The 22,136-nt window shown below is 67.4% G+C and carries 21 protein-coding genes and 2 tRNA genes; 18 read left to right on the top strand and 5 right to left on the bottom strand.

Going from position 1 to position 22,136, the window contains the following annotated elements; genetic code table 11:
• The first annotated feature begins 4 nt into the window (after positions 1–4).
• The 9 genes from ACFV4K_RS10560 to ACFV4K_RS10520 all read left to right on the top strand — a co-directional run bounded on the left by ACFV4K_RS10560 (position 5) and on the right by ACFV4K_RS10520 (position 6,875).
• The gene (locus ACFV4K_RS10560) at positions 5–481 is read left to right on the top strand and encodes a DUF6194 family protein (protein WP_379273816.1); all 477 of its coding nucleotides are present in this window, start codon (positions 5–7) and stop codon (positions 479–481) included.
• A gap of 57 nt (positions 482–538) precedes the next feature.
• On the top strand, positions 539–1,516 hold the full coding sequence (locus ACFV4K_RS10555; RefSeq protein WP_379273814.1) for a DUF1353 domain-containing protein: 978 nt from the start codon (positions 539–541) through the stop codon (positions 1,514–1,516).
• Positions 1,517–1,711: 195 nt separating this feature from the next.
• Positions 1,712–2,188, top strand: a complete 477-nt coding sequence (locus ACFV4K_RS10550) for a hypothetical protein (RefSeq protein WP_379273812.1) — start codon at positions 1,712–1,714, stop codon at positions 2,186–2,188.
• Between the two features lie 776 nt (positions 2,189–2,964).
• Positions 2,965–3,351 (top strand): winged helix-turn-helix transcriptional regulator, encoded by a 387-nt coding sequence (locus ACFV4K_RS10545; protein WP_379273810.1) that lies wholly within the window; start codon positions 2,965–2,967, stop codon positions 3,349–3,351.
• A 205-nt stretch (positions 3,352–3,556) separates the two neighbouring features.
• A complete protein-coding gene (locus ACFV4K_RS10540; protein ID WP_379273808.1) occupies positions 3,557–4,636 on the top strand; it encodes a DUF6670 family protein in 1,080 nt (359 codons plus the stop codon).
• A gap of 99 nt (positions 4,637–4,735) precedes the next feature.
• Positions 4,736–5,014, top strand: a complete 279-nt coding sequence (locus ACFV4K_RS10535) for a hypothetical protein (protein ID WP_379273806.1) — start codon at positions 4,736–4,738, stop codon at positions 5,012–5,014.
• A 140-nt stretch (positions 5,015–5,154) separates the two neighbouring features.
• On the top strand, positions 5,155–5,544 hold the full coding sequence (locus ACFV4K_RS10530) for a DUF4158 domain-containing protein (protein WP_379273804.1): 390 nt from the start codon (positions 5,155–5,157) through the stop codon (positions 5,542–5,544).
• Positions 5,545–6,042: 498 nt separating this feature from the next.
• Entirely contained in the window at positions 6,043–6,546 is a 504-nt protein-coding gene (locus ACFV4K_RS10525; protein ID WP_379273802.1) for a Tn3 family transposase, read from the top strand.
• Positions 6,543–6,875, top strand: coding sequence for a hypothetical protein (locus ACFV4K_RS10520; RefSeq protein ID WP_379273801.1), 333 nt, complete (start codon positions 6,543–6,545; stop codon positions 6,873–6,875). Before ACFV4K_RS10525 ends, ACFV4K_RS10520 begins: the two co-directional genes overlap by 4 nt.
• A 1-nt stretch (position 6,876) precedes the next feature.
• On the opposite strand, the gene ACFV4K_RS10515 is transcribed toward ACFV4K_RS10520, so the two are convergent.
• The gene (locus ACFV4K_RS10515) at positions 6,877–7,539 is read right to left on the bottom strand and encodes a TetR/AcrR family transcriptional regulator (protein WP_379273799.1); all 663 of its coding nucleotides are present in this window, start codon (positions 7,537–7,539) and stop codon (positions 6,877–6,879) included.
• A gap of 137 nt (positions 7,540–7,676) precedes the next feature.
• On the opposite strand from ACFV4K_RS10515, the gene ACFV4K_RS10510 reads away from it, so the two are divergent.
• From ACFV4K_RS10510 to ACFV4K_RS10490, 5 genes are read left to right on the top strand one after another with little or no spacing between them, the layout of a single operon-like run.
• On the top strand, positions 7,677–8,810 hold the full coding sequence (locus ACFV4K_RS10510; RefSeq protein WP_379273797.1) for a VOC family protein: 1,134 nt from the start codon (positions 7,677–7,679) through the stop codon (positions 8,808–8,810).
• On the top strand, positions 8,807–9,745 hold the full coding sequence (locus tag ACFV4K_RS10505; protein WP_379273795.1) for a fumarylacetoacetate hydrolase family protein: 939 nt from the start codon (positions 8,807–8,809) through the stop codon (positions 9,743–9,745). Before ACFV4K_RS10510 ends, ACFV4K_RS10505 begins: the two co-directional genes overlap by 4 nt.
• Complete coding sequence (locus ACFV4K_RS10500; RefSeq protein WP_379273793.1) at positions 9,742–11,643, top strand: acyl-CoA synthetase; 1,902 nt, start codon at positions 9,742–9,744, stop codon at positions 11,641–11,643. Before ACFV4K_RS10505 ends, ACFV4K_RS10500 begins: the two co-directional genes overlap by 4 nt.
• Entirely contained in the window at positions 11,640–11,996 is a 357-nt protein-coding gene (locus ACFV4K_RS10495; protein WP_379273791.1) for a DoxX family protein, read from the top strand. Before ACFV4K_RS10500 ends, ACFV4K_RS10495 begins: the two co-directional genes overlap by 4 nt.
• Positions 11,993–13,501: a bifunctional 3-(3-hydroxy-phenyl)propionate/3-hydroxycinnamic acid hydroxylase gene (locus ACFV4K_RS10490; RefSeq protein ID WP_379273789.1), complete on the top strand. Its 1,509-nt coding sequence runs from the start codon at positions 11,993–11,995 to the stop codon at positions 13,499–13,501. The genes ACFV4K_RS10495 and ACFV4K_RS10490 overlap by 4 nt, the downstream gene beginning before the upstream one ends.
• A gap of 178 nt (positions 13,502–13,679) precedes the next feature.
• Here the strand turns inward: ACFV4K_RS10490 and ACFV4K_RS10485 are convergent, their stop codons facing one another.
• From ACFV4K_RS10485 to ACFV4K_RS10475, 3 genes are all read right to left on the bottom strand, one after another.
• Positions 13,680–16,022 (bottom strand): hypothetical protein, encoded by a 2,343-nt coding sequence (locus tag ACFV4K_RS10485; RefSeq protein ID WP_379273788.1) that lies wholly within the window; start codon positions 16,020–16,022, stop codon positions 13,680–13,682.
• A 25-nt stretch (positions 16,023–16,047) separates the two neighbouring features.
• Positions 16,048–16,122 (bottom strand) — tRNA-Ser (locus ACFV4K_RS10480).
• A gap of 2 nt (positions 16,123–16,124) precedes the next feature.
• Positions 16,125–16,199 (bottom strand) — tRNA-Lys (locus ACFV4K_RS10475).
• Positions 16,200–16,869: 670 nt separating this feature from the next.
• Here ACFV4K_RS10475 and ACFV4K_RS10470 point away from each other — a divergent pair.
• The 4 genes from ACFV4K_RS10470 to ACFV4K_RS10455 all read left to right on the top strand — a co-directional run bounded on the left by ACFV4K_RS10470 (position 16,870) and on the right by ACFV4K_RS10455 (position 20,035).
• A complete protein-coding gene (locus tag ACFV4K_RS10470) occupies positions 16,870–17,802 on the top strand; it encodes a hypothetical protein (RefSeq protein ID WP_379273786.1) in 933 nt (310 codons plus the stop codon).
• A 331-nt stretch (positions 17,803–18,133) separates the two neighbouring features.
• Positions 18,134–18,619: a hypothetical protein gene (locus ACFV4K_RS10465; protein ID WP_379273785.1), complete on the top strand. Its 486-nt coding sequence runs from the start codon at positions 18,134–18,136 to the stop codon at positions 18,617–18,619.
• Positions 18,620–18,736: 117 nt separating this feature from the next.
• Positions 18,737–19,522 carry an SAM-dependent methyltransferase gene (locus ACFV4K_RS10460; protein ID WP_379273783.1) on the top strand — a complete coding sequence of 262 codons (786 nt, stop codon included), beginning with the start codon at positions 18,737–18,739 and terminating at the stop codon, positions 19,520–19,522.
• Positions 19,523–19,711: 189 nt separating this feature from the next.
• The gene (locus ACFV4K_RS10455) at positions 19,712–20,035 is read left to right on the top strand and encodes a hypothetical protein (protein ID WP_379273781.1); all 324 of its coding nucleotides are present in this window, start codon (positions 19,712–19,714) and stop codon (positions 20,033–20,035) included.
• Positions 20,036–20,116: 81 nt separating this feature from the next.
• Here ACFV4K_RS10455 and arsA read toward each other — a convergent pair whose 3' ends face one another.
• On the bottom strand, positions 20,117–21,907 hold the full coding sequence (arsA, locus tag ACFV4K_RS10450; protein WP_379273779.1) for an arsenical pump-driving ATPase: 1,791 nt from the start codon (positions 21,905–21,907) through the stop codon (positions 20,117–20,119).
• Positions 21,908–22,136: the final 229 nt, after the last annotated feature.

The raw sequence follows: 22,136 nt of genomic DNA, 5'->3' as shown, positions 1-22,136 counted from the left end.
ACTCATGGATATCGACGAGATCACCGAGTTCATCGAGACCCTGGACGGCGTCCTGACCCTCGCACCCGGCCCGGACAGCAACTTCCCGGAACTGTCCTGGGGCGACACGTTCTTCTACTACGCCCCCGACGGCCAGGTGCCCACCCGAACCCAGCCCTTCGCCACCATCGTGACCAAGAACTATCCCGACGACACGACGTCGGACCTCGACCGCCCCGGCGCCTTCCGCCTGAACGTCAACGCCGGACGCGAAGGCTTCACGGCCACACTCGGATACGGTCCGAGAGACCTCGACGACCATCCCGTCGACGCGAGCGAGTTCGACACCTGGATCCCGCACCCCGTGTACGGCACCGCGGGGTGGCTGTCGGTGGTGAACCCGGCGAGCGCCACCGAAGCGACCGCTCGAGATCTGCTGCGGACAGCACACCGACGCGCCCGGCCGGGATACGAACGACGCGCCGACCAGCGGTCTTCTTGATCGCCGCTTCGCCGAATATCGACCTGAACCGTTGCCTTCCGGTGTCACCCTGAGACGATGGAGCTCAACGATGAGCAGGGCACCGGATCCTTCTACGACGCGGGGCAAGCGCCGGCCGCGGTCGCCGCGGCCGAGGTCGGTCCCACCGCCGTGGTGGTCAACAAACCGGCCGAGCCCGCGCCGCCGCCCACCGCCCCCGCACCCGCGCCGCAACCCGACCTCACGATCATGCTGGATCGGACCTACAACGCGGTGACCCGTCGTGAATCGTTCAGGCTATTGCGGCGCATCGGATATGAAGACGACGCACCCGATGGGTTCGGCACCATCCTGGTCCCGGCGGACCTCGAGCATTGGACCACCGACCTCACCTCGGTCCCCGCTTTCCTGACCTGGCTGGTGCCGAAAACGGGCGCCCACCTGCCGGCCGCGATCCTGCACGACGGCCTCGTGCTCAACGGCGACGAACCGGCCAGCTACATCGCCGAGCGGGTCATTCATCGCGACGACGCCGACCGCATCTTCCGCGACGCGATGGCCAAGACCGGCACCGGCCTGATCCGCCGCTGGATGATCTGGGCCGCGGTGACCGCGGCGACCATGCACCTCGGACACCAGGTCGACTGGTCCCCGCTGCGCAAGTGGCACTACCGAATCGCCTTGTGGGGCACCGGCTTGCTGATCCTGTTGATCGGCCTCTGGTGCACCCTGGACCTGATCGACGTCCCTGGCATCCCCGGCGTGCCCTGGCTCGGCAACGACATCTGGCATGAGCTGATCGGCGGCTTCTCCGGGGCCATCGTGATCCCGCTGCTACTCGGTTCGACGTGGGGCAAATTCCGAAAGGCCGGATGGATTCTCGGGCCCCTGGTGGCCTTGATCATTCCCGCGGTGATCCCGATCCTGCTCATCAGCGCCGCCTTCGTCGGCGTGGATCGCCTCCAGCGCTGGAACACCCGGCTGGCCGCTGCCGTGGCCGTCGCCTTCGTCGCCCTGTCGATCGCGGCGTTCGTCATGTCCTGGTGGACTTCCTGACCGGTGGCGAGTCGGGAGTCGCCGCAAGCGATTTCGAGGATCAGAAGCAGATCGGCGCCTGCTCCCATGGATCCCGGCCGAAGCCCCTAGGGGCGAGCGTGACTGGGCTGCGCACGCTCTGCGGAACCTGCTCTGATGTCCGCGTCTTCGAGCGCGGGCACGAGCGGGGCGAGTGCGGCGCGTTGCAGATCAGTCATGTCGATCGAACTCATTCGCTCCGCCGAGGTGGCCGAGCAGTTCCAGGCCGGGGTGCGCGACCTGGTCGCGCAGGGAAAGCCGTTGGCGATCACCGGTTTCGGCACCGCGACCTGGAAAGGCGCGGCCGATATCGCGCCGCGCAGCAACAAGATCGTCGAATACGACGCCGGCGGTGCCCCGATTCGATTGAACGGCAACTTCGTTCGGGACGAGGCCGGACAAGCCGCCTACCTGTCCGAACTGCTGGAGATCTTCGACAGCGAAGGCGTCGACAGCGCCTTCGTATTCCTCTTCGCGCTGCACAGCCACCCGCACCGGCCCGACGGTGATCCCCGCGACGACCTGGACCTCGCCAGCCTCGGCATCGTCAAGGTCCTGGAGGACGAATACGGCGATACCTATCCGGACATGGCATGGGAACCGAAGGAGGCCTTCACCGCGGTCGCTCGTTCGTACAACGCGGGGTTCCGGTAGTAATCGCGCGAAAAACAACGTCAATGGCTCGGCCAGCGGTATCTCGGCTACTGGGCCTGGGTCTCGTGCACTGCGGATCCGATCGCGACGTGTGCGAGCAACCCTGGCGGGTCGACGCCCAAATGCCGGGTGACCTCACACAGCGCGTTGTCCAGTGCCACCCGCGTGGACCCCGGCCGCTGACGAACATCTGCACTCCAGCACTCCCCCTCGAGCGAATACGTGACCGCTCGATAGTTCGACGCCGCTGTGCCAGCGGATTGCCCGCATTGATCGTTTTACGAACGGAGGTCAGCGGCCCACCAGAAGAGGCTCGACCGAACGCGATGGCATCGGGTTGGGCCATCCGCATCTTGCTCAGGCGCGGCGTCAACGTTGCTGTTACGCATGGTTACGGAGATGTGCTAGTGTGGGCGACCCTTCAGCTATGAAGGCGGAGCGTCGGCGACGGCGTTCTCGAGAAGGCCGGTGGCGCACTGGAACTGGGAATTGAGCCGCCCCTAGTGCCCCACCGGCCCCTACGCTGCTAGTCAACCGACCAGCTTCTCAGCAATCTACCAGTCGCCCGCGTCAGCTGTGTGGTCGCCGGCAGCGATACCCGGATGAGTAGTGGGATTCGAGCGCTTCCGTCGGGAGCGCAGATGGTCCGCGCCGTGTCGATCTCGAACTGGGTGTGGCGCGCCGAAGCTGGTCGAGCAGGCAGAACTCACGGTGGCGAACTTCCGGCCGCGAGCGTCCTCACCAGTTGGAATTTCGAACCGCTGTACGGTGACTGGATGAGTGAAGAAATGGGCCCGAGGCCGGGGATGCCGGTGCGTGGATCGAGCTCTGGCCAGCCATTGATGGCAGCCTTCGACCTGTTGGGTCGCCGCTGGGCGATCACGGTGTTATGGGAGTTGCGAGGGGATCCGATCGGTTTTCGGGAGCTGCGGCGCAGTCTGCCCGGCATTTCTTCCAGTGTGCTGTCGACTCGGTTGCGCGAGCTGGTCTCCGTCGGCGTGGCCGACACCTCGACCGCCGGCAAGTACCGGTTGACCCCGATCGGTACCGAACTGCTCTACGCGCTCGCCCCGCTCAAGGCATGGTCGAGCAGCTGGGCCCGGCACCTGGGCGTGCAGAGCTTCGACCACAGCCCCGTCGACGATCTCGACCAGCTGCCCTGAAATCCGAACCAGTCCAACCGTCTCGAATGGACGTCCCCGATCTGGTAACGAATCATTGTGGTTCGCTTTTCGAACCGATTCGGTTAGGGTGGGCGCAGTGTTCCCAGATCATGGAGGTGAGTTTCGACGTGCGGTGGTTCGGTTTGCAGGGATTGGAAAGTAGTTTCTCGACGATCGTGGCGCAGCTGGGCGACGGTGGTGTGCGATGACGGGCCGGGCGTCGCAGAACGCGCTGACCCGGCTGGTTCTCGCCGGCACGCGCCGTGTGATCCTCGGTTACGCCGAGCGCGGCACCGAGTCCTCCACACGGGCGTTCGACAGCTCCTACCCGCTGTCCCCGCTGCCCGGGCATCGCTTCTACGGATGGACCCACTACGGGGTGATGATCCCGAACCTTGATGGCCCGCACCAGTATTTGAGTGTCATGGTGATGGCGGGAATGCCGGGACAGCGGGCCTTCGACGTCGACGACGTCGTGACGACCACGCCCCGCGACACCGCCACGGTGTCGATCTCCACTGCGGCGGCGGCCTACTACGGCACGGTGTCGATGCGCGATGACTGTGTCTTCGGGTCCGGCGACGACGAGCTGCAATTCGGTGCGGAGTTGACCCTGGGCGGACGCTATCCGGAATTCGTCGTGGCCATCGACATTCCCGGCCTGACCGCACGCCTGCAGTTCACCCTCGCTGAACGCGCAACCTGGTTCGTCCAGGGGCGCCTCTACGATCACCTGAGCCTGTTCGGCCGCTACACCGGCTGGATCCAGACACCCAGCTCCCGCGTCGACGTATCGGGTTCGGGCAACATCGAATACGCGCGCTGCGTGGGCCCCTACGCCGTACGTGATCGTCTACTGCCCTGGCGTTACAAGGCGCCGATCGACTTGTTCACCTACCAGGTCGTCGACCTGTCCACCGATGCTCAACTGTTGTTCTGCAGGGTCGGCATATTCGGTGACCGCGTCGGCGACCTGGTGCTGCACCGCACACTGTCGGGCAGCGGTGACTGGCGCGTCAACGAAATCGCCACCGACCGCACCTTCTACGAGGTCCTCGAATACCAGGACACACCCGCCACCGACAGCACCGGAGAACACCCGATGCTCTTGCCCCGCCGCTTCCGATGGGGAGTACGTGATCGTCTCACCGTCACCGGAACCTACGACACCCCACCACGATTCGGCGTCGGCCGCGGATACATCGCCGGATACCGCGCCGAGGTCGACCTCGACGCACACCACACCACCACCCGCGGCTACGCCGAATACATCGACGTCAGTTAGGGCATCGTAGGGTGCTGCTGTCGCGGGCCGGCGCGCTGCCGCCGGCCCGCTCTGAAGACGACGAGGCGACCGGCAGCAGCGACCGGCCAGGGCTCGGACGTGCTCGACCGGCAGCTGCTGTGGTTCCGCCCCGGGCATGCGGACTGGCAGTTCCTGCTGAACGTCACTGTGCTGGTCGGGCTCGCGGTGCTCGCCCTCCGGGGAATCACGGCAGGATCGGGTCATCCGCTGACGCCGACACCGCAGACGGCAGGAGTGCTCGTGACACCGCCCGCCCTCTGGAAGGCGGGCGGGAAGATCGTGTGCTGGTGGAGATCTCGGCCCGCGGAAGGGGATCCAGGCGCTGGCGACGGTGCGGGCCCGACGCCGGCGGCATGAATCGGTCTGGATGTGCCCGTTGTCCCGGTAGGAGCCGCGCGAAAGACAACACATATGGCTGGACCAGCAGCGATGGCGTTGTGATCGGTTCGGGCTGCGGGCGGACGCGGTAGGTGCTTGGCCGCCGATGAGGGTGGTCGGTGTGCTGGACGTCAGGTTTCGCGGCGACGCAGGTGTTCGCGGCCGAGGAGTTGGCGCGTCTGCGGGAGTTTCCGGAGATCAGCCGGGAGGAGTTGTTCCGGTTCTTCACGCTGACTCCCTCCGATATCGCGTTCGTCGCGCCGGGGCGGGGGCGGGGTCCGGAGGATCAGCTCGGTTTGGCCGTGGCGTTGTGCCCGCTGCCGTGGTTGGGGTTCGTGCCGGACAAGGTCGCGGCCGCGCCGAATGTGGTGGTGGCACGGTTGGCGGATCAGCTGAAAGTCGATGCGTCGCAGATCCGTTCGTACGGCCGCCGGGCACAGACCCGCACCAAGCATCTGAAGCTGGTGGGTCAATATTTGAGCTGGCGGTCGGCGGGTGCGATGGATTGAAGGAACTCGACGAGTTCCTGCTGGCCCGGGCGACGGAACATGATTCGCCGACGCTGCTGTTCCGGCTGGGGTGTGAGTATCTGATCTCGGCGCGGGTGATCCGGCCCAGCCCTGACACCGTGGTCCGCCGTGTCGTGCATGCGCGTGAGCAGGCGCAGTGGGGGACCTACGATCGGCTTGCGCATGAGCTGACTCCGCAGTGGTGCGCCGAGTTGGACGGCTTGCTGGTCACCGATGCCTCAATCCGAATGTCACGGTTGCGGTGGTTGTCCACCGGCCCGGTGGAGGCGGCCGCGGCCGCGGTGCGCAACGAGGTCGAGAAGCTGGGGTTCATGCGCGGTCTCGGCGCGGACACCCTCGATTTGTCGGTGCTGCCGGCGGAACGTCGCCGGTTCCTGGCCACGCTGGGCCGCCGCCTGACTGGGCAGGCGCTGGAACGTCGTGACCCGCAGCGCCGGTATCCGATCTTGCTGACGGTGCTGGCCCAGTCGGCCGCCGATGTGCTCGATGAGGTGGTGGCACTGTTCGATCAGGCGCTGTCAGGGAAGTTCAGCGCCGCCGAGAACCGGATGCGTGAGCAAATCGCCGACCGCGTCAAGACCGGGGAGGACCGGCAAGCGCTGCTCGATGACCTGCTGGCGATTCTCATCGACCCACAGATCCCGGATGAGAATGTGGGCGGATCACTTCTTCGCCGAGGAGGGGCTGTCGACCTGTACCCACGTGACCGATCAGCACACCACATACGGCACCAAGGTCATCGTCGCTACCCGCCGCGAAGCCCACTACGTGCTGGATGAAATCCTCGGCAGCGCAACGGATCTGCCGATCACCGAGCACGCGACCGATATTCACGGGGTCACCCTGGTCAACTTCGCGCTGTTCGACCTGCTGGGGATGCGGCTATCCCCGCACATCCGGGACCTGGGCAAGATCACCCTGTACCGGCCGGTGCCGCGCGGTTCCCGCTGCCGCACGCGTTCGTTTCCCGTGCGGGCGTGACGTTCCCGCTGCAAGAGCTCACCTACAGTGGCGCATTCGTCCTCATCGCCGGTGAGGACGGGGCGGCGTGGGTCGACGCCGCCCGCAAACTCGCCGAGAGCAGCGGCATCCGCCTGGTCGCGGTGACCGTCGACGCCGAACTGGCCGACGTGCGCTTCGCCTGGCTGTGCAAACGTGAAATCTCCCGTGCCGGTGCGGTTCTGGTGCGGCCCGATCGATTCGTCGGATTCCGGGCTGTCGAGGTCGTCGAAGATCCGCTGGCGGTGCTGTCCTCGGCCATGGAGCGGATTCTTGCTGTCGGCGGACCCGGCGCCGGTATCGGTGCGTGACTCAGCCGGCCGGCGACTCCAGCGGCAGCGAGTCGAGTCCGGGCAGCGGGGACCGGGCGATCCGCATCGCTTCGTCGGAGGGCAGGCCCAGCATGCGCAGCAGGTCTTCGGTCACCTGGTCGGCAGCGGTGGCGTCGTCACGGTCGGGGTGGTCGTGCAGCAGTTGGCCCAGGCACAGGGCGGCGCCGGTGACGATCGTCATGGTCAAGTCGAGATCGCGGAGCTGGAAGCGTCCGGTTCGCACGGCGGCCTCGATATCGCGGCGAGCGCGGGGGGTGATGCCGGTGGTGGCCTCGGTGAGGCCCAGTCCGTTGGCGAGCAGGATCTTGCTGAGCGTCGGCGCGCGGCGGTGCAGGCGGCCGACGAGCCGGAAGCTCTGCGCAAACGCCTGCGCCGGATCGTCGAGTCGCTCGGTCAGCACGTCCAGAGCCGCGCCGAGCCGATCCAGCGCGTCCTCGACCGCGGCCCGGAACAGCTCGTCGCGGCTGGCGAAGTGGTTGTAGAACGAACCCATCCCCACATCGGCGGCCTGGGTGATCTCCAGGATCGGCGGGTTCAGCTTGCCCTCGGCCATGAACGCCTGCGCGGCGGTCACCAGGGCCGCACGGGTTCGCGCCTTGCGGCGCTCAAGGCGGGTGGGTTCCGAATCGATCCGTGGGGGCATAGCGCCGTTCACCTCTCTGGCCAAGGTCCCGGCCATGGTAGCCCACAGCTTCAGTGTTGACGAAATATTCAGAAACCCTTGACTGAAGATAACGGCGTAAGTGACGATATCGTCAGTAAGTTGAAAGGGAGTGGTCGATGAATGACCATCACGACGTCCACGTCGGTCTCCACAGTGATCAGGGAGCGCTGCCCGGTGAACATCCCGGACGGGCCCGCAACCCGGTGATCAAGGTCGTGGACCTGGCCTGGCTGGAGTTCGAGAAACCGGACCTGGGCAAGGCCGAAACCTTCGCGCACGCCTTCGGATTCGCCACCGCCGCACGGTCGGCCGACGAATTGTGGCTGCGCGGAACCGATCCCGGCGCGCCATGCGTGCTGATCCGTCGCGGGCCGCGATCCAGTTTCCGTGGTCCGACATTCCGGGCCACCGATGCCGCCGATCTGTCGCGGCTCGCGGACCGCGCCGGATCCCGGGTGGCCGCGCTGCCGGAGACCGTCGGTGGGCTCGTCGTCGACCTCGCCGACCCGAACGGGCTGCGGGTGCGTGTCGTGTCGGGTATGGAGATGCTCGGCACGCTGCCCGCGCAGCAGCCGCACACGTTCAACTTCGGGCACAGCGCGATCCGGACCAACAGCACACAGCGCCCGCCCCGCGAACCGGCCCGGGTGCAGCGGCTGGGCCACGTGGTCTTCCAGACAACCCGATACCGGCAGACCCTGGACTGGTATCTGGAGCATCTCGGATTGATCGTGAGCGATTTCCTGTTCCACGCCGGCCACCGTGAGCGCGGTCCGGTGATGAGTTTCATTCGCTGCGACCAGGGTTCCACTCCGACCGACCACCACACCCTGGCGCTGGCGCTCGGGCCATCCAACCGCTACGTGCATTCGGCCTACCAGGTCGCCGACCTCGACGCGTTGGCCGCGGGCGGTGAATACCTACGCGAACAGGGGTATCAGCGGTCGTGGGGAATCGGCCGCCATATCCAGGGCAGCCAGATCTTCGACTACTGGCGCGATCCCGACGGATTCATGGTCGAGCACTTCAGCGACGGCGACCTGTTCGACAACACCCTCGAACCCGGCTGGGCGCCGATGTCGGCATCCGGTCTCGCGCAATGGGGTCCACCCGCCACCAAGGACTTCCTCGGCATCGCGCCCGGCCGGGAAACGCTGCGCGAACTGCGCACCATGACCCGCGCACTGCGCGAGGACAACGAATTCGACCTCGGCCGCCTGCGCGGCCTGATGAAAGTAGCCCGCTCATGAGCATTTCCGTACTCCGCACCGCCGACGCCTGGTGGGTCATGACCGCCACCGGGGCCGCCCGCGTGCACACCACCGCCACGACCACCGGTGAGCTGCTGGCCGATCGCGAGGCCCTCACCGCCGCGGCCGGCAGCCGCGACACCACGCCGGTGGCCGAGCTGACGCTGTGCTCGCCGGTGACCGCGCCGTGCCGGGTGGTCGCGCAGATGACGAATTTCACCTCCCACGTGAAGGATTCCGGCGGCGACCCGAAAACGGTGCCGCTCACCTTCTTCCGCAAGACCTCCGGATCAATCAGTGGCCCCTTCGACGATGTGATCCGGCCCGCTCATGTCGGGCTGCTGGACTACGAAGTGGAGATCGGCCTGGTCTTCGGCGCACCGATGCCCGTCGGCTCCGAGATCACCGCCGACAACCTCGCCGACTACATCGCCGGGCTGGTCGTCACCAACGATGTGTCCGCGCGGGATGTGCAGTTGCCGAAAACCCAGTTCTACGAGGCGAAGTCGTATCCGACGTTCACGCCGGTCGGTCCGGCGCTGGTGCTGCTGGACGCGGATGAGCTGAAGCGGTTCACCGATCTGCGGCTGCGGCTGTGGGTCAACGGCGAACTCCGCCAGGACATGACGGTCGCCGACATGATCTACCGGCCGGTGCGGGCGCTGCGGGAGCTGACTCGCTTCCAGCGGATGGACGCCGGGGATCTGCTGCTCACCGGCACCCCGATCGGGACCGCCATCAGCGCCCCGCCGAAGCCGCTGGCGCTGATCACCAACCTGCTGCCCCCGGCGGTGAAATGGAAGCTGTTCTTCGCCGGTCAGGCCAAGAACCCGAAATACCTCCAGGACGGGGACGTCGTCGAGGCCGCCATCGGAACCGACGACGGCGCACTCGATCTGGGACGGCAGCGCACCGTCGTGCGGTACGCGCGATGACCGTCACCACCGCTGGCGAGGACCGGCTGTGGCCGCGCTACGAGTCGCCAACCGATCTCGCCGAGATCGAATCCGTACCGCTGGCCGAACGCGGATTGCCGGAGTCGACCTATGCGCTGCTGGCGCGGGCGGCGCGGCTGTGGCCCGACCGGACCGCGCTGACCGTGCTGCCGGATGCGACGCGATGGCAAGAACCGTTGTGCCGCACCTTCTCCGAGCTATTGGCCGATGTCCACCGTTACGCGAATCTGCTGTACCGGTTGGGCGTGCGGCGTGGTGACGCGGTCGCGCTCATAGCGCCCAATTGCGCCGAGCTCATCCCGGCGACGCTGGCCGCCCAGCTGGCCGGTGTCGCCGCGCCGATCAATGGCGGCTTGTCCCCGCGGCACATCGCCGAACTGCTGCGCCGTTCCGGCGCGCGGGTCGTGATCACCGCCGGTCCCCAACTCGCCGTCGAAACCTGGCGCTCGACGAGGGAATCCGTGGTCGGCGGAGACATCGACGCACTGCTGGTACTGCGCCCGACCGCGTCGACCGCCGCGGAGCCACTTCCAGGGCTGGACGGGGTAGAGGTGGGGTACCTGACCGATCTCGCCGCCGATGAGGACCCGGCCGGTTTCACCGGACAGCTCCCGACCGCGACCGATCTGGCGGCGTTGTTCCACACCGGCGGCACTACCGGGATACCGAAGTTGGCCGCGCACACCCATACCGGTGAGGTCGCCAACGCCTGGATGATCGCCGCCCACTCCCTGCTGGACATGGATTCGGTGGTGTTCGCCGGGTTGCCGCTGTTCCATGTCAATGCCTTGGTGGTCACGCTGCTGGCGCCACTGTTCAAAGGACAGGCCGTGGTCTGGGCCGGACCGCTCGGCTACCGGGATCCCGCACTCTACGGCTACTTCTGGAACCTGGTAGAGCGCTACCGGATCGCGACGATGAGCGCGGTGCCGACCGTGTACGCGGCGCTGGCGCAGTGCCCGGTCACCGCCGACATCTCCAGCCTGCGCTACGCGATGGTCGGTGCGTCGCCGCTGCCTGCGGCCATACGCGAGAACTTCCAGGCCCACACGGGAATCACGCTCATCGAAGGCTACGGCCTGACCGAGGCGACCTGCGCCAGCGCCCGTACCTTCCCCAGCGCACCGCGGCCCGGCGCGGTCGGGCAGCGCATGCCCTACCAGAAGCTCAAGGTCGTGCGGATCGGACCGGACGGCAGCTGGAACGACCTGCCGCGCAATCATCTCGGGGTGCTTGCGGTCAGCGGTCCCACGCTGTTCGCCGGATACGTGAGCGGGCGCGGCGACCACGGCCATCTGCTCGACGGGCGGGGCAAGCTGGTGAACGGCTGGCTCGATACCGGTGACCTCGCCCGCGTCGATGACGACGGGTTCGTCTACTTGCAGGGCCGCGCCAAGGACTTGATCATCCGCGGCGGTCACAATATCGACCCCGCCGTCATCGAAGACGCCCTCCTGGCTCATCCACAGGTCACCGGTGCCGGCGCGGTCGGGCGGCCCGACCCCCACGCCGGTGAGATACCGGTCGCCTATGTCACGCTGGCCGCGGGCGCCGAGGTGACCGAAACCGATCTGCTGGTCTGGGCGAGCGAGCGGGTTCCCGAGCGCGCCGCCGCGCCGAAATCGATCACCGTGCTCGACTCGCTGCCGACCACCGACGTCGGCAAACCCTACAAACTCGCGTTGCGCGCCGACGCCACTCGCCGCGAGCTGCGCCACGCACTCGACCAAACGAGCGGAATCGGTGCCGTATCGGTGACGGTCGAGGACGGCTCGGTCCTGGCCACCGTCGAACTCGATACGACGGCCGACGCCCGGGCTGTACGAGCAGTGCTCGGCCGATACGCAATTTCATGGAAAGTCCTGGTTGATCAATGAAGATCGCGTCGATCGCACTCACGTGTCTGCTCGTGTTGTGCTTCGTTTCCGCCGGAGCGGCCAAAGTGCTCGCGGTACCGTCCATGCGGGAGCGGGCCGCTCATGTCGGCTTCTCGATTGCGGCTTACCGGGCCATCGGTGCGCTCGAACTCGCCGCTGCGGTGGGCCTGGTAGCCGCACTGGTGTGGTGGCCGGTCGGTGTGGCAGCCGCGGGCGGTCTGGTCCTGCTCATGCTCGGCGCCACCATCGTGCACACCCGCCACGGCGACCCGCTGCCGCAGTTCGCACCGGCCGTGGTCGCCGGGCTGATCTGCGCGGCCTACGTCGCAACACTGATCGGAGCGCACCGATGAGCGACTCGATCGTTCCCGTGGTCATCGTCGGTGCGGGCCCGACCGGGCTCACCGCGGCCACCCTGCTGGCTCGGTACGGCATCGAGGTACTCGTGCTGGAACGCTGGGACGGGGTATTCCCACAGCCGCGCGCGGTGCACCTCGACGGCGAAGTGCGCCGGATCCTTGCTCGGCTCGGCATCGGGTCCGGCTTCGACGCCATCACCCGGCCCGCGCTCGGGCTGCGTCTCCTCGACCGCGACCAGCGCGTGCTGGGCCAGATCGACCGCGACCCGGCGGGCGGGCGCAACGGATACCCCGAGGCGAACCTGTTCGACCAGCCCGAACTGGAAGCGCTCCTGCGCGCCAACCTCGAAAAGCACCGGTCGGCCACCGTACGCGGAAACGTCGAAGTCACCGGCATCACCGAGGAAACCGACTGCGTACGAGTCGATTACACCGACCGTGTCAACGGATCGGCGTCGATGGTCCGCACGCGGTATCTACTCGGCTGCGACGGCGCCAACAGCCTGATCCGTACCGCGATCGGCGCACACATGCGGGACATGAGGTTCGAACAGCGCTGGCTGGTGGTCGATATCGCCACCACCGCCGAACTCGGCCAATGGGAGGGGGTCCATCAGGTCTGTGACCCGCAACGTGCCGCCACGTACATGCGCATCGGAAAAACCCGTCACCGTTGGGAATTCCGCCTGCGGCCCGGCGAAACCGCTGCCGACTACCCGGATATCGCACACCTGCACCCGCTTATCCGCCCCTGGACCGCGGACACCCCCGCCAGGGAATTGGAACTGGTCCGGGTCGCCGAGTACACCTTCCGCGCCCAAGCCGCCGATCACTGGCGCCACGGGCGAGTCTTCATCCTCGGCGACGCCGCACACCTCACCCCGCCGTTCATCGGACAGGGAATGTGCGCCGGACTGCGCGACGCGGCCAACCTCACCTGGAAGCTGGCCGCTGTCCTGGCCGGCGGCCTGCCCGCCGACCTGCTCGATACTTACGAAGAGGAACGAAAACCACATGCCCGCAGCATGATCCGTCTCGCCAAACTGATCGGCGTGATCATGACCGACGGCGGCGAGCTGGGCAATCGACTGCGCAGCGTGCTCGCCCCTCACCTGCACCGCATCCCCGGCCTCACCGCACAGATCACCAGCGGCGAAACACCACCGCTGCGCCGCAGCAGCCTGGTCACAGCCCCCCGCCTCCGTCGTGGTCTGGCCGGCAAACTCGTCCCCAGCGCCCGGCTCGCCGATGGCCGCGGTGTCGACGACGCCATCGCCGGCAGATACACCATCATCACCACATCCACACCGACGTCTGCTCAACGCGAGCACATCGAACAACTCGGCGGAGTCTTGCTCACCGCCGAGCCCGGCGACGAACTGCACCGCTGGCTGAGACAAGGACGCACCACCGCAGCCCTGGTCCGCCCGGACGGGACAGTCCAGCGAACCGGAAACAAGCTGACACAGCTGTGCACCGACATCGTCCGCCTCCACTGAAGCCACAATCGGGACACCGCTCGAACAACACGATTCGAAAGCGGTGAGTCGTTGTCCCACGTTCACGTAGTGGTGCTCGGTGAAGATCTTCTGGTTGGGTTCAGGTACGGCGTCGAGCAGATCGCGGGCCTGGTCGTAGGACAGCCTGGCCAATCTGACGGCAGGCTCGGAACCTGACTCATCCGAAGTACCAGTGGCGTCCGGCGGCCCATCCGAGGAATCGGCGGCCGCCACCGTCGGGGACGAGGCCGGCCGGGGTGAAACGGCCGCCGTCTAGGATGTGGGCGAGTCCGGCGACCGCGGGGGCGAGCTGGGGTGTGGTGGTCTGCTCGGACAGCCGATGCAGTTGGGCGCGCTGGGTGGCCTGATCGCAGTAGCTCAGCAGGAAGATGGCCTGCCGCCAGGCGTAGGCGGCATTCTTCAGCTGGATGAGGGCGGCGTGGCCGTGGGCCGGCTGGCTCAGTCGCCGCAGTGTCCATCCGAAGGCCCGCTGTGCTGCTTCCGGCGCGATGTCGCGCAGTCGGCGGTCGAGTTCGAGCGCGTCGACCAGCGCAGCCAGATTGTGTGTGGTGAGAATCTGGCTCTGCTCGAGCACCGCCCCGTTGCGGGCGACATAGCTGCCGTCTGTCCCGGCCTCGGTGGCGCGCTGCTCGCACCGCTCGGCAAAATCGGGGGCGGTGGCCTTGTTCCAGCGAGTGACGGTGCGTCTCCGCACATCCCATGCCGACGTTGCGGGCAGGTCGTAGTACGCCTGGTACAACGTGCCGTCCAGGGTCCGGCTCGCGGTGATGGCGGCAGTGCGCCACTTCTCGGTGAAGGTGCCCATGAAGATGTCCGCGGCGACCTCCTCGAGCAGGGGCAGGTCCAGGCCCGCCCGCTGTGCGAGTGCGTGGAATTCACGCACGAGTGGATTCGGTAGCACAGCATGCGGAAAGGATTCGATCGCCAACATGGTCACCTGCCGCAGGAGCGCGCGGGCAGCGCTGGCCTGCACCGACTTGTCGTTCCGGTTGTGGCGCAACGGGGTCAGCGCAGTAACCCACGGTAATTCCTCGAACCGGACCTGATGCTGCAGATCGACCAGCAGCAGGCTGCGCCGTCTCCGGAACGCGGTGTAGAGCTGTTCGAAGAGTTCCGCGACATCCGGGTCGGTGATATCGGCGGATAGTACCTGCGAGGTGAGCTGGGGAAGGACGGCTGCGAGCGTCTCACCCGAGCCGATGATTCCGCGCCGGATCAGCTCGCCGGCAGGTGCCTCCAGAGCACGAATCGCCTTGTCTTGCAGGTGTTGCGGCATCGCCGAACCCACAGGAACGGCCGGGCGGTCGGCTGCAGGCCGAACCATTGCTTCCTCGGCAGCCGAGATCGATGCGGTGACCGAGTCGAGCGAAAGCAGTCCGCCGTCGGCAGGATAGCGGTCCAACCGGATCGCCAACACTGTCGCGAGATCAGCGAACAACGGTGCGGACAGGCACTCGGCCTGTGCGATGCGTACGGATTCGCGTGCGGCGCCGCCGGGCTCACCGTGGCGGGTGATCGTGTTGGCGAGTACACGGCGGACCCATCCGACCTGTCGGGCATTCAGGCCGGCACCTGCGGCACCGCAGCCGAGCAGGGCCTCGTACAGCCGAACGAAGTTGCTCTTGCGGTGTGCGTGCCGTCCGCGGAACTCGTGGTCACGGCGGGCGAGGGTGAAATCGTCCAGCCAGCGCGCTCGTTCGTCCTCCCACCGCGCGGGCCAGGTCCGGCAGGGCCAGCCGCCCCGGACTATGCCCGAGTCGTCCAGCCGCGGCAGGTCGCCGTCGATCGTTGCGCACCACAGCTCCACCAGGCGGTCGTACAACGGCGTCCAGACATCGACGGCGGTGCGCATGAGTGTGAGCTGTTCCGGCGTGGAAACCGCCCGCAGTGCTGCCGCGACCTCACCCACCGACGTCACCCGCACCGCCACGCCGGCCGGACGGGCCGCGGCGTCGGCGGCGGGGGTGAAGCGCAACCGGGCCATGAACGGCCGCAGGTCGGCCATCAAGTCCAGCGCCTGCTCCAGGAGACCTCGGTGCAACAGAAGGGCGACGATGGGAAGCGCCGCGTCCTCGGGCACCTCGATCCGGTAGCGACCGCTTGTGATCAACTTCAGCAGGTCGGCCTGGCCGGTATCACCGAGGTACCACAGATTCAGCCGTTCCCGGTCCGTTTCGCCCGGCACCTCTCGCGGCAGCTGGGTGAGCAACTCGGCTTCGGCTGCACTCAACGGTGCTTCGGATAGGGCACGGCCGGTAGCGAAACCGCCGTGCGCCACTTCGAGAGTCACCCAGGCGGGCAGATCCGCGACAGGTGTGCGGCTGCCGACCGTGATGTGCCCAGTCGCCATGCCGTCCAGGACATCCCGCCACCGCTGCGCCTTCTTCTGTGCCCGGGCACGCGTTGTGCTGTCTCCCGCACGCACCGCGACCTCCAGTGCACGCTCCAGCCGCCCGGTCGCGTACAGCGTCGGGCCGTCCTGAAACGCCTGATCAGACAAACGATCCCTCCGAGAGATATGTACTTGGACCTGGCGGCGAGGGTCGAACTCGCGCACTCCCGGTCTCGAGCCGGGTGCTCTGCCACTGAGCTACACCAGGATTGGACATGGAGGCAGGATTCGAACCCGCGCCCTCCCGGTTAAGAGCCAGGTGATCTACCGCTGATCTACTCCATGAGGCACCGAGATAGTAACCGACACCGAGATCGGACTGCACGCAGATTTCGGCGAGCCGGATGAACAGGCGTCTGCTGGTACCGCCGACAGCAGCGGCGGTCGGTCAGCTCGTGGCGGCCAGGGCGATGTCCAGGCACGCGCGTGAGTTCCGGGACACCCGGGGGTCTGCACGCGCTCGCTCACGCTGCGCTGGCCGTGGATGGCAGATCAGCGCACCCGCCATCTCGCCGCCCAGAACGGCACTGCGGTCGATGAACTGACAGGTACGCGGGTACATGCAAGCACAGTTTTCGAATAGTTTCGTTGAGCTTTAGTAGCGTTGGTGGCAACCAAACGTAAACGAAATAGATTCGACGATTTTCAGGGGAAGCGGGGACTCTGACCCCCGATAAGGTTCACTTATCGGAGGTCAGAGTCGGGTTGATTGATTTGGGGCAGTTCGGGTTTCGTTTCGTGTTGTTCCGTTAGCAATGACGAAACCAACGCTACGATTTGCTGCGTGGCGAGTACTTGCAACTACCCGGGGTGTACGAAACCGATCACGCGCGGCGGAGGGCCGGGGCGGCCGTCGGAATACTGTGAGCACCCCGAGCACACGCGGTGGCGGGCTTGGCGGGAGCGGCAGCGGCAGCAGGCGGGGGAGGGTGAAGGGCCAGTCGCGAATGTCACTGTGACGCAACAGGGGCCGGTGACCGTGGCCCGCCTACGGGCGGATGAGCTGCTCGGACAGTTTCGCGCGATCGCCGAACAGCTGGGCACGACGCTGAATACGGCCGTGGCGGAGCTGTCCACCCTGGCCGATCCGGCGGTGGCGGAGGCGCAGGTCCAGGCTGTGCAGGCGGATGCGGCGCGGCGGATCGCCGAGGCGGAGATGGCGACCGTGGCGGCCGAGCAGGCGCGGCGGGAGAGCGAAGAGGCCAGGGCCGCGGCGGAATCGGCGGCCGAGGATGCGGCGCTCGCCGCCGAGGAAGCCGAGGGGCGGATCGCGGAGGCGCTGGCGGCACGCGATGACGCGCTGCAGGAGGTCGCGCGGGTGACCAAGCAGGCCGCCGATGATGTGTTCGCGGCGCGGGCCGAGGCGGAGGCGGAGATCCGTACCATCCGGCGGGAATCCAGCGAGGATATCGAGCGGGCCCGGCAGCAGGCGAGCGAGGACATCGAGTTGGCGCGGACCAAGGCGGCGGCCGAGATCGAGCAGGTGCGGCGGGATTCGGCGCAGCGGATCACCGCGGCGGGCGCGGAGCGGGATCTGGCCGTGCAGCGCGCCGCCGACGCCGAGCGCACCATCGAACGCGCGGAAGCCGCGGTGGCGGAACGCAGTCAGGTGGTCGCCGAGACGCGGACGGTGCTGGAACAGACGCGCTCGGATCTCGACCGCACCAGGACCGAACTCACCGATGTCCGCCGGCAAGCCGCCGCCGATATCGGCACCGTCCGTGCGGAAGCGAAAGCCGCACTGGACCAGGCGCATCAGGAGTCCGCGGCTCGCATCGCGGCGCTCGACGACGCACGGGCTCAAACCCTGGCGCGCGCCGCCCGCGCCGAGCAGCAACTCGACGCTCTCCTCGCATCCCGAACCGAACAGCCCGAGCCCTCCAAGTAGCCCCTTACACCATGCGGCCCCGTTGCGGGGGACAGAGAAATTGAGGGCACCCGTTCCGATGGTGAACCGGAGAATTGCCTCCTAAGGTCGGAGCGGGGGCCTTCGCCCCCGAGTTGTCTTGTCGCGCAGCGGATGTGTCGGGGCTGGGGCTGCGGTGAATTCGGGAGGAAGAATGTCCGCGATTGCGGATCGGTGTGGCCGGGTGCGTTCGGGGAAGGGTGCCGGCGCGGCGGAGGTGTTGGTGTTGGCGGCCGTGTTGACGCTGGCGTCGGGGTGTTCCTCGGATGATTCGAAGACTTCGTCGGCGACGACGACCAAATCGTCGACCAGTGTGACCACTACCAGTGTGGTACCGACGAGTTCCGGTGCGCCGGTGGCGAGTCCGGGTGGCGGGAACCCGGGCGGCGGCAATCCCGGCGGTGGTAACCCGGTAGCGAACTCACCGCAGCGGCCGCAGGACGTGGCACCCGGTGACGCACCGCCGCCCGAGCCCGCTCCGGCGCCCGGCGGTGTCGACCACTACGTGAAGTGCACCGACAAGATCAACTACGCCGGCGACCCGCGCAGCAACGCCGAAATCAATCTGCTCGGTGAGCAACACGGTGGCGACTGCCCGGTTCCGATTACCGCCACCGCAACCGCGACGACAACCCCACCGGCCACGACCACGACCGATCCAGCGCCAACCGTCACCTCCACCACGGTTGCTCCGACCACCACGGCAGCGGAGACGACGTCTCCGCAAACCACCACGGCCGCAGCGCCTCCCGCCGCCGATCCGGCCACCACGCCGGCCGCCGCGACCGTCCAGAAATAGCTCGGGCCCACCCCCTTGTGACACCTGGTGCCGTTTGCGAATATGACGCAAGATTTCCTGGTGGATAGCGGTATCGTCGGTGGGGAAAGAGGGGTGTGACACTTGAACATCAACGCCATGCGAGCACGGCAGTCCCGGCCGAGCGTGGCACGCGTATACAGCTACGTCCTCGGCGGGCGCGACAATTACGGTGTCGACAAGGATCTCGGTGACTACTTCATCGGAGACCTACCCGGGTCGGAAAAGTTGGCCATCACCAATCGCGACGCCGTGCTGCGCGCCGCGAAGGCCATGGCGGACGCGGGAATCCGGCAGATCATCGATATGGGCTGTGGCCTCCCGGCAGCCGTGAACGTGCACGAGGTGGTGCGGCAGGTCTACCCGGAGGCCCACGTCGTGTACGTCGACGACGATCCGTTCGTGGTGGCCCACGGCCGGGCGCTCCTCGCCGTCGACGAGGGAATCATGGTGCTGGAAGCCGATATTCGCGATCCGGCGGGCATCGAGAACAATGCCGAGGTGCAGCGGCTCATCGACTTCGACGAGCCGGTCGGCCTGCTCTTCGCCATGACGCTGAGTTTCGTCAATGACGAAGAGAATCCGACCTCGGTGGTCCAGTACTGGGCGGATCGGATCGCTTCCGGCAGCCGGATCTACCTCTCGCACTTCCGGACCGGAACCTCGCGCGAGGCGATGGCGACCGCGAGCAAGATCCTGGAAGCCTTCGGCCGCGGACGCTTCCGCACCGACGACGAGATCCGCGCCTGCTTCGGCACGCTCGCGATCGACGAGGACGGTCTGCGTCCGTGTGTCCAATGGCGTGGTGAGGACGCCGAGGGGCACCCGGCCGAACTGACGATCTGGGAACAGCTGGTGGTCGGCGGCATGGCCCGCAAGCCCTGATCGACGCATACGACGAGGCACCGGTAGCGACCTGCTGCCGGTGCCTCGTCGTTTCTGCTCGAGCCACCGATCAGTCCGTCCGCCCGATTCCGTAGCGGCCCGGTCGGTATCGGGGTTCCGGTAGAACTCGCGCGGAAAACAATTGATCGCCGCAGTGCCCCATAGGGTTTCGAGGCCGCCGCGCGCAGGGTGTGCGGGGCGGTCGCGCGGCTGTCGGAGGCGGGACTGTTCACCGAGGAGCAGATCGCGACCACGTGTTGTTTCGCCACCCAGGACAAGGTGTGGGTCACCGGCCCGAATGCCGAGAAGTGGGAGGTGTACACGGTGCTCGCCGACACCGAGAACTTCGGCACCGCACCGGAATTCGCCACCCGCGACGCTGAAGCGGTGCAGGCCTGCTGCGGCACCGGCAGCGCGGCGGGCGTTGAAGATACCGCTGGCGACTCGCCTGCGTGCTGCACCGGTGAGGCGAAGCAGAAGGCAGTCGCTACCGGAGCAGACTGCTGCAGCTGATCCTGTCAGTCGTGTTCGGCGCGGTCGTGGCGTGCGGCCGCGTCCGGCTGGTTCTGCTCCCCGGTGTGGGCGCGGCGTAGATCAGTGCGGAAAGCTTCGCTGCCCGGTCCTAGTGGTCGGCGGGGAAGTGTGGGTGAGTGCGGTGAGTGCGGGGATGCCGACGGGTTCCTCTGCGAGGGCGGGGATGACCGCGTAGCGGTCGGTACGGGTGGTGACCCGGTGGATCTGGTCGAGTTCGGCGGCGGCGCGGCGGCGCAGGAGCGGGTCGGTGGGCGCGGCGGCGGCGAGGCTGTTGTCGATGATCCACGCCCACGGGTGGATGCCGGCGCGTTCGAGGTCGCTTTGCAGGTCGGCGGCCTCGAGGACGGGGGTGGTTTCGGGCAGGGTGACCAGCAGGACCTTGGTGGCTTTGGGGTCCTGCAGTCGCATCAGCGGGGTGACGAACCGGGTGCCGGGCGCCATCTGACGCACGATGTCGCGATGGTAGGAGCCGGTGGCGTCCAACAGGAGCAGAGTGTGGCCGGTGGGTGCGGTGTCGATGACGACGAACCGGCGCCGGGATTCGGCGATGACGTGTGAGAACGCCTGGAAGACCGCGACTTCGTCGGTGCACGGGGACCGCAGGTCTTCGGCGAGGGCGGCCCGACCGGCGTCATCGAGGCCGGCGCCCTTGCCGGCCATGACACGGGCCCGGTAGTCGGCGACCGCGCGGGCGGGGTCGATGCGGGAGACCTGCAGATGTTCCAGGGTCCCGGCGATGGTTTCGGCGAGATCGCCGGCCGGGTCGGTGGTCGACAAATGCACGTCGTGGCCGCGCTCGGCCAGCGCTACCGCGACCGCGGCGGCCACGGTGGTCTTGCCGACTCCGCCCTTGCCCATGCACATGATCAGGCACGGCCCGTCGGCTTCGATGTCGTCGACCAGCGCGGCCAACGGCGCATCGGCCAACGCCGGAACCACCGGCTCGGGTGCCGTGCTGGAGGCGGGTTGCGGTGGTGTCGGGTCGAACAGGGTCGTCAGGGCGTCGACACCGACGATATTGGTCGCTTGGAGCTCGACGAGATCCCGCGGTAGTTCCCGCACGCTCGCGGGCATGGCCTCGACCGCCGCGCGTTCGCGGCGGCGGGTCGCGGCCACGAGTGGGTCGCTGGAATCGGCGTTGTCGGGCAGTACGCCGTTGATCACCACGTACTGATCGGACAGTCCGACGGTGGCCAGTTCGGTGCGGGTGCGGGCGATCTCGGCCAGGGTCGAGCGGGACGGGCGCGCGACCAGCACCAGGCGGGTGCGGTGCGGGTCGGCCAGCGCGGCGACCGCGGTGGCGTAGACGGTCTTCTGTTTGTCCAGCCCCGAGAGCGGGCCCAGGCAGCTGGCGTCGCCGCCGCTGGTGAGGAATTCGCTCCAGCTGCCCGGCAACTGCAGTAGCCGGATGGTGTGTCCGGTGGGCGCGGTGTCGAACAGCACGTGATCGTAGTCGCTGGCCCCGTCGGTGAGCAGGGCGGTGAACTCGTTGAACGAGGCCACCTCGGTCGTGCACGACCCCGACAACTGTTCGGTCATCGACGCGATGTCCGCCTCCGGCAGCACACCGCGCATCGGCGCGAGGATCCGTTCCCGGTAGGCGGCCACGGCCTGCTCCGGATCGATCTCGAGTGCCCACAACCCCGGCACACCTGTGATGGCGGTGACCGTGTTGCCGACCGTCACGCCGAAAACTTGTCCCACGTTCGATGCCGGGTCGGTCGATACCAGCAGCACGCGTCGCCCCGCCCGCGCCAGCACCACCGCCGCGGCGCACGCGATCGACGTCTTACCGACTCCGCCCTTGCCGGTGAAGAACAGAAACCGCGGCACACCGGCCAGAAACTTCATCTCACCCACCGTGTCTGACACCTCCACGCGGTCGCCGCCGACATCCACCCGAACCTGTGTGCCTTATTCGACCGCGACTACCGCCGGGCATGGCAGAGCCGAACGTCCCGCACGTCCGGGGTGAAGTGCCCTCGATCCACGACATCGACAGGTACTCCCGAAACATGCCGTCCAGTCACTCGAACCCCGCGGTGACCCTCTCGAACGCTGCGGAGCTGCTGCGGCCGAC

The organism is Nocardia sp. NPDC059764 (genome assembly GCF_042732555.1).
GTDB lineage: Bacteria > Actinomycetota > Actinomycetes > Mycobacteriales > Mycobacteriaceae > Nocardia.
Note: the sequence above shows the minus strand (reverse complement) of the source record. Positions and strands in the feature narration are given on the sequence as shown.

Bases quoted from the DNA above. Each gene is read 5' to 3' on its own strand.
- ACFV4K_RS10560 (WP_379273816.1), top strand. From the start codon at position 5: ATGGATATCGACGAGATCACCGAGTTCATCGAGACCCTGGACGGCGTC.
- ACFV4K_RS10555 (WP_379273814.1), top strand. From the start codon at position 539: ATGGAGCTCAACGATGAGCAGGGCACCGGATCCTTCTACGACGCGGGG.
- ACFV4K_RS10550 (WP_379273812.1), top strand. From the start codon at position 1,712: ATGTCGATCGAACTCATTCGCTCCGCCGAGGTGGCCGAGCAGTTCCAG.
- ACFV4K_RS10545 (WP_379273810.1), top strand. From the start codon at position 2,965: ATGAGTGAAGAAATGGGCCCGAGGCCGGGGATGCCGGTGCGTGGATCG.
- ACFV4K_RS10540 (WP_379273808.1), top strand. From the start codon at position 3,557: ATGACGGGCCGGGCGTCGCAGAACGCGCTGACCCGGCTGGTTCTCGCC.
- ACFV4K_RS10525 (WP_379273802.1), top strand. From the start codon at position 6,043: ATGTGCTCGATGAGGTGGTGGCACTGTTCGATCAGGCGCTGTCAGGGA.
- ACFV4K_RS10515 (WP_379273799.1), bottom strand. From the start codon at position 7,539: ATGCCCCCACGGATCGATTCGGAACCCACCCGCCTTGAGCGCCGCAAG.
- ACFV4K_RS10510 (WP_379273797.1), top strand. From the start codon at position 7,677: ATGAATGACCATCACGACGTCCACGTCGGTCTCCACAGTGATCAGGGA.
- ACFV4K_RS10505 (WP_379273795.1), top strand. From the start codon at position 8,807: ATGAGCATTTCCGTACTCCGCACCGCCGACGCCTGGTGGGTCATGACC.
- ACFV4K_RS10500 (WP_379273793.1), top strand. From the start codon at position 9,742: ATGACCGTCACCACCGCTGGCGAGGACCGGCTGTGGCCGCGCTACGAG.
- ACFV4K_RS10495 (WP_379273791.1), top strand. From the start codon at position 11,640: ATGAAGATCGCGTCGATCGCACTCACGTGTCTGCTCGTGTTGTGCTTC.
- ACFV4K_RS10490 (WP_379273789.1), top strand. From the start codon at position 11,993: ATGAGCGACTCGATCGTTCCCGTGGTCATCGTCGGTGCGGGCCCGACC.
- ACFV4K_RS10460 (WP_379273783.1), top strand. From the start codon at position 18,737: ATGCGAGCACGGCAGTCCCGGCCGAGCGTGGCACGCGTATACAGCTAC.
- arsA (WP_379273779.1), bottom strand. From the start codon at position 21,907: ATGAAGTTTCTGGCCGGTGTGCCGCGGTTTCTGTTCTTCACCGGCAAG.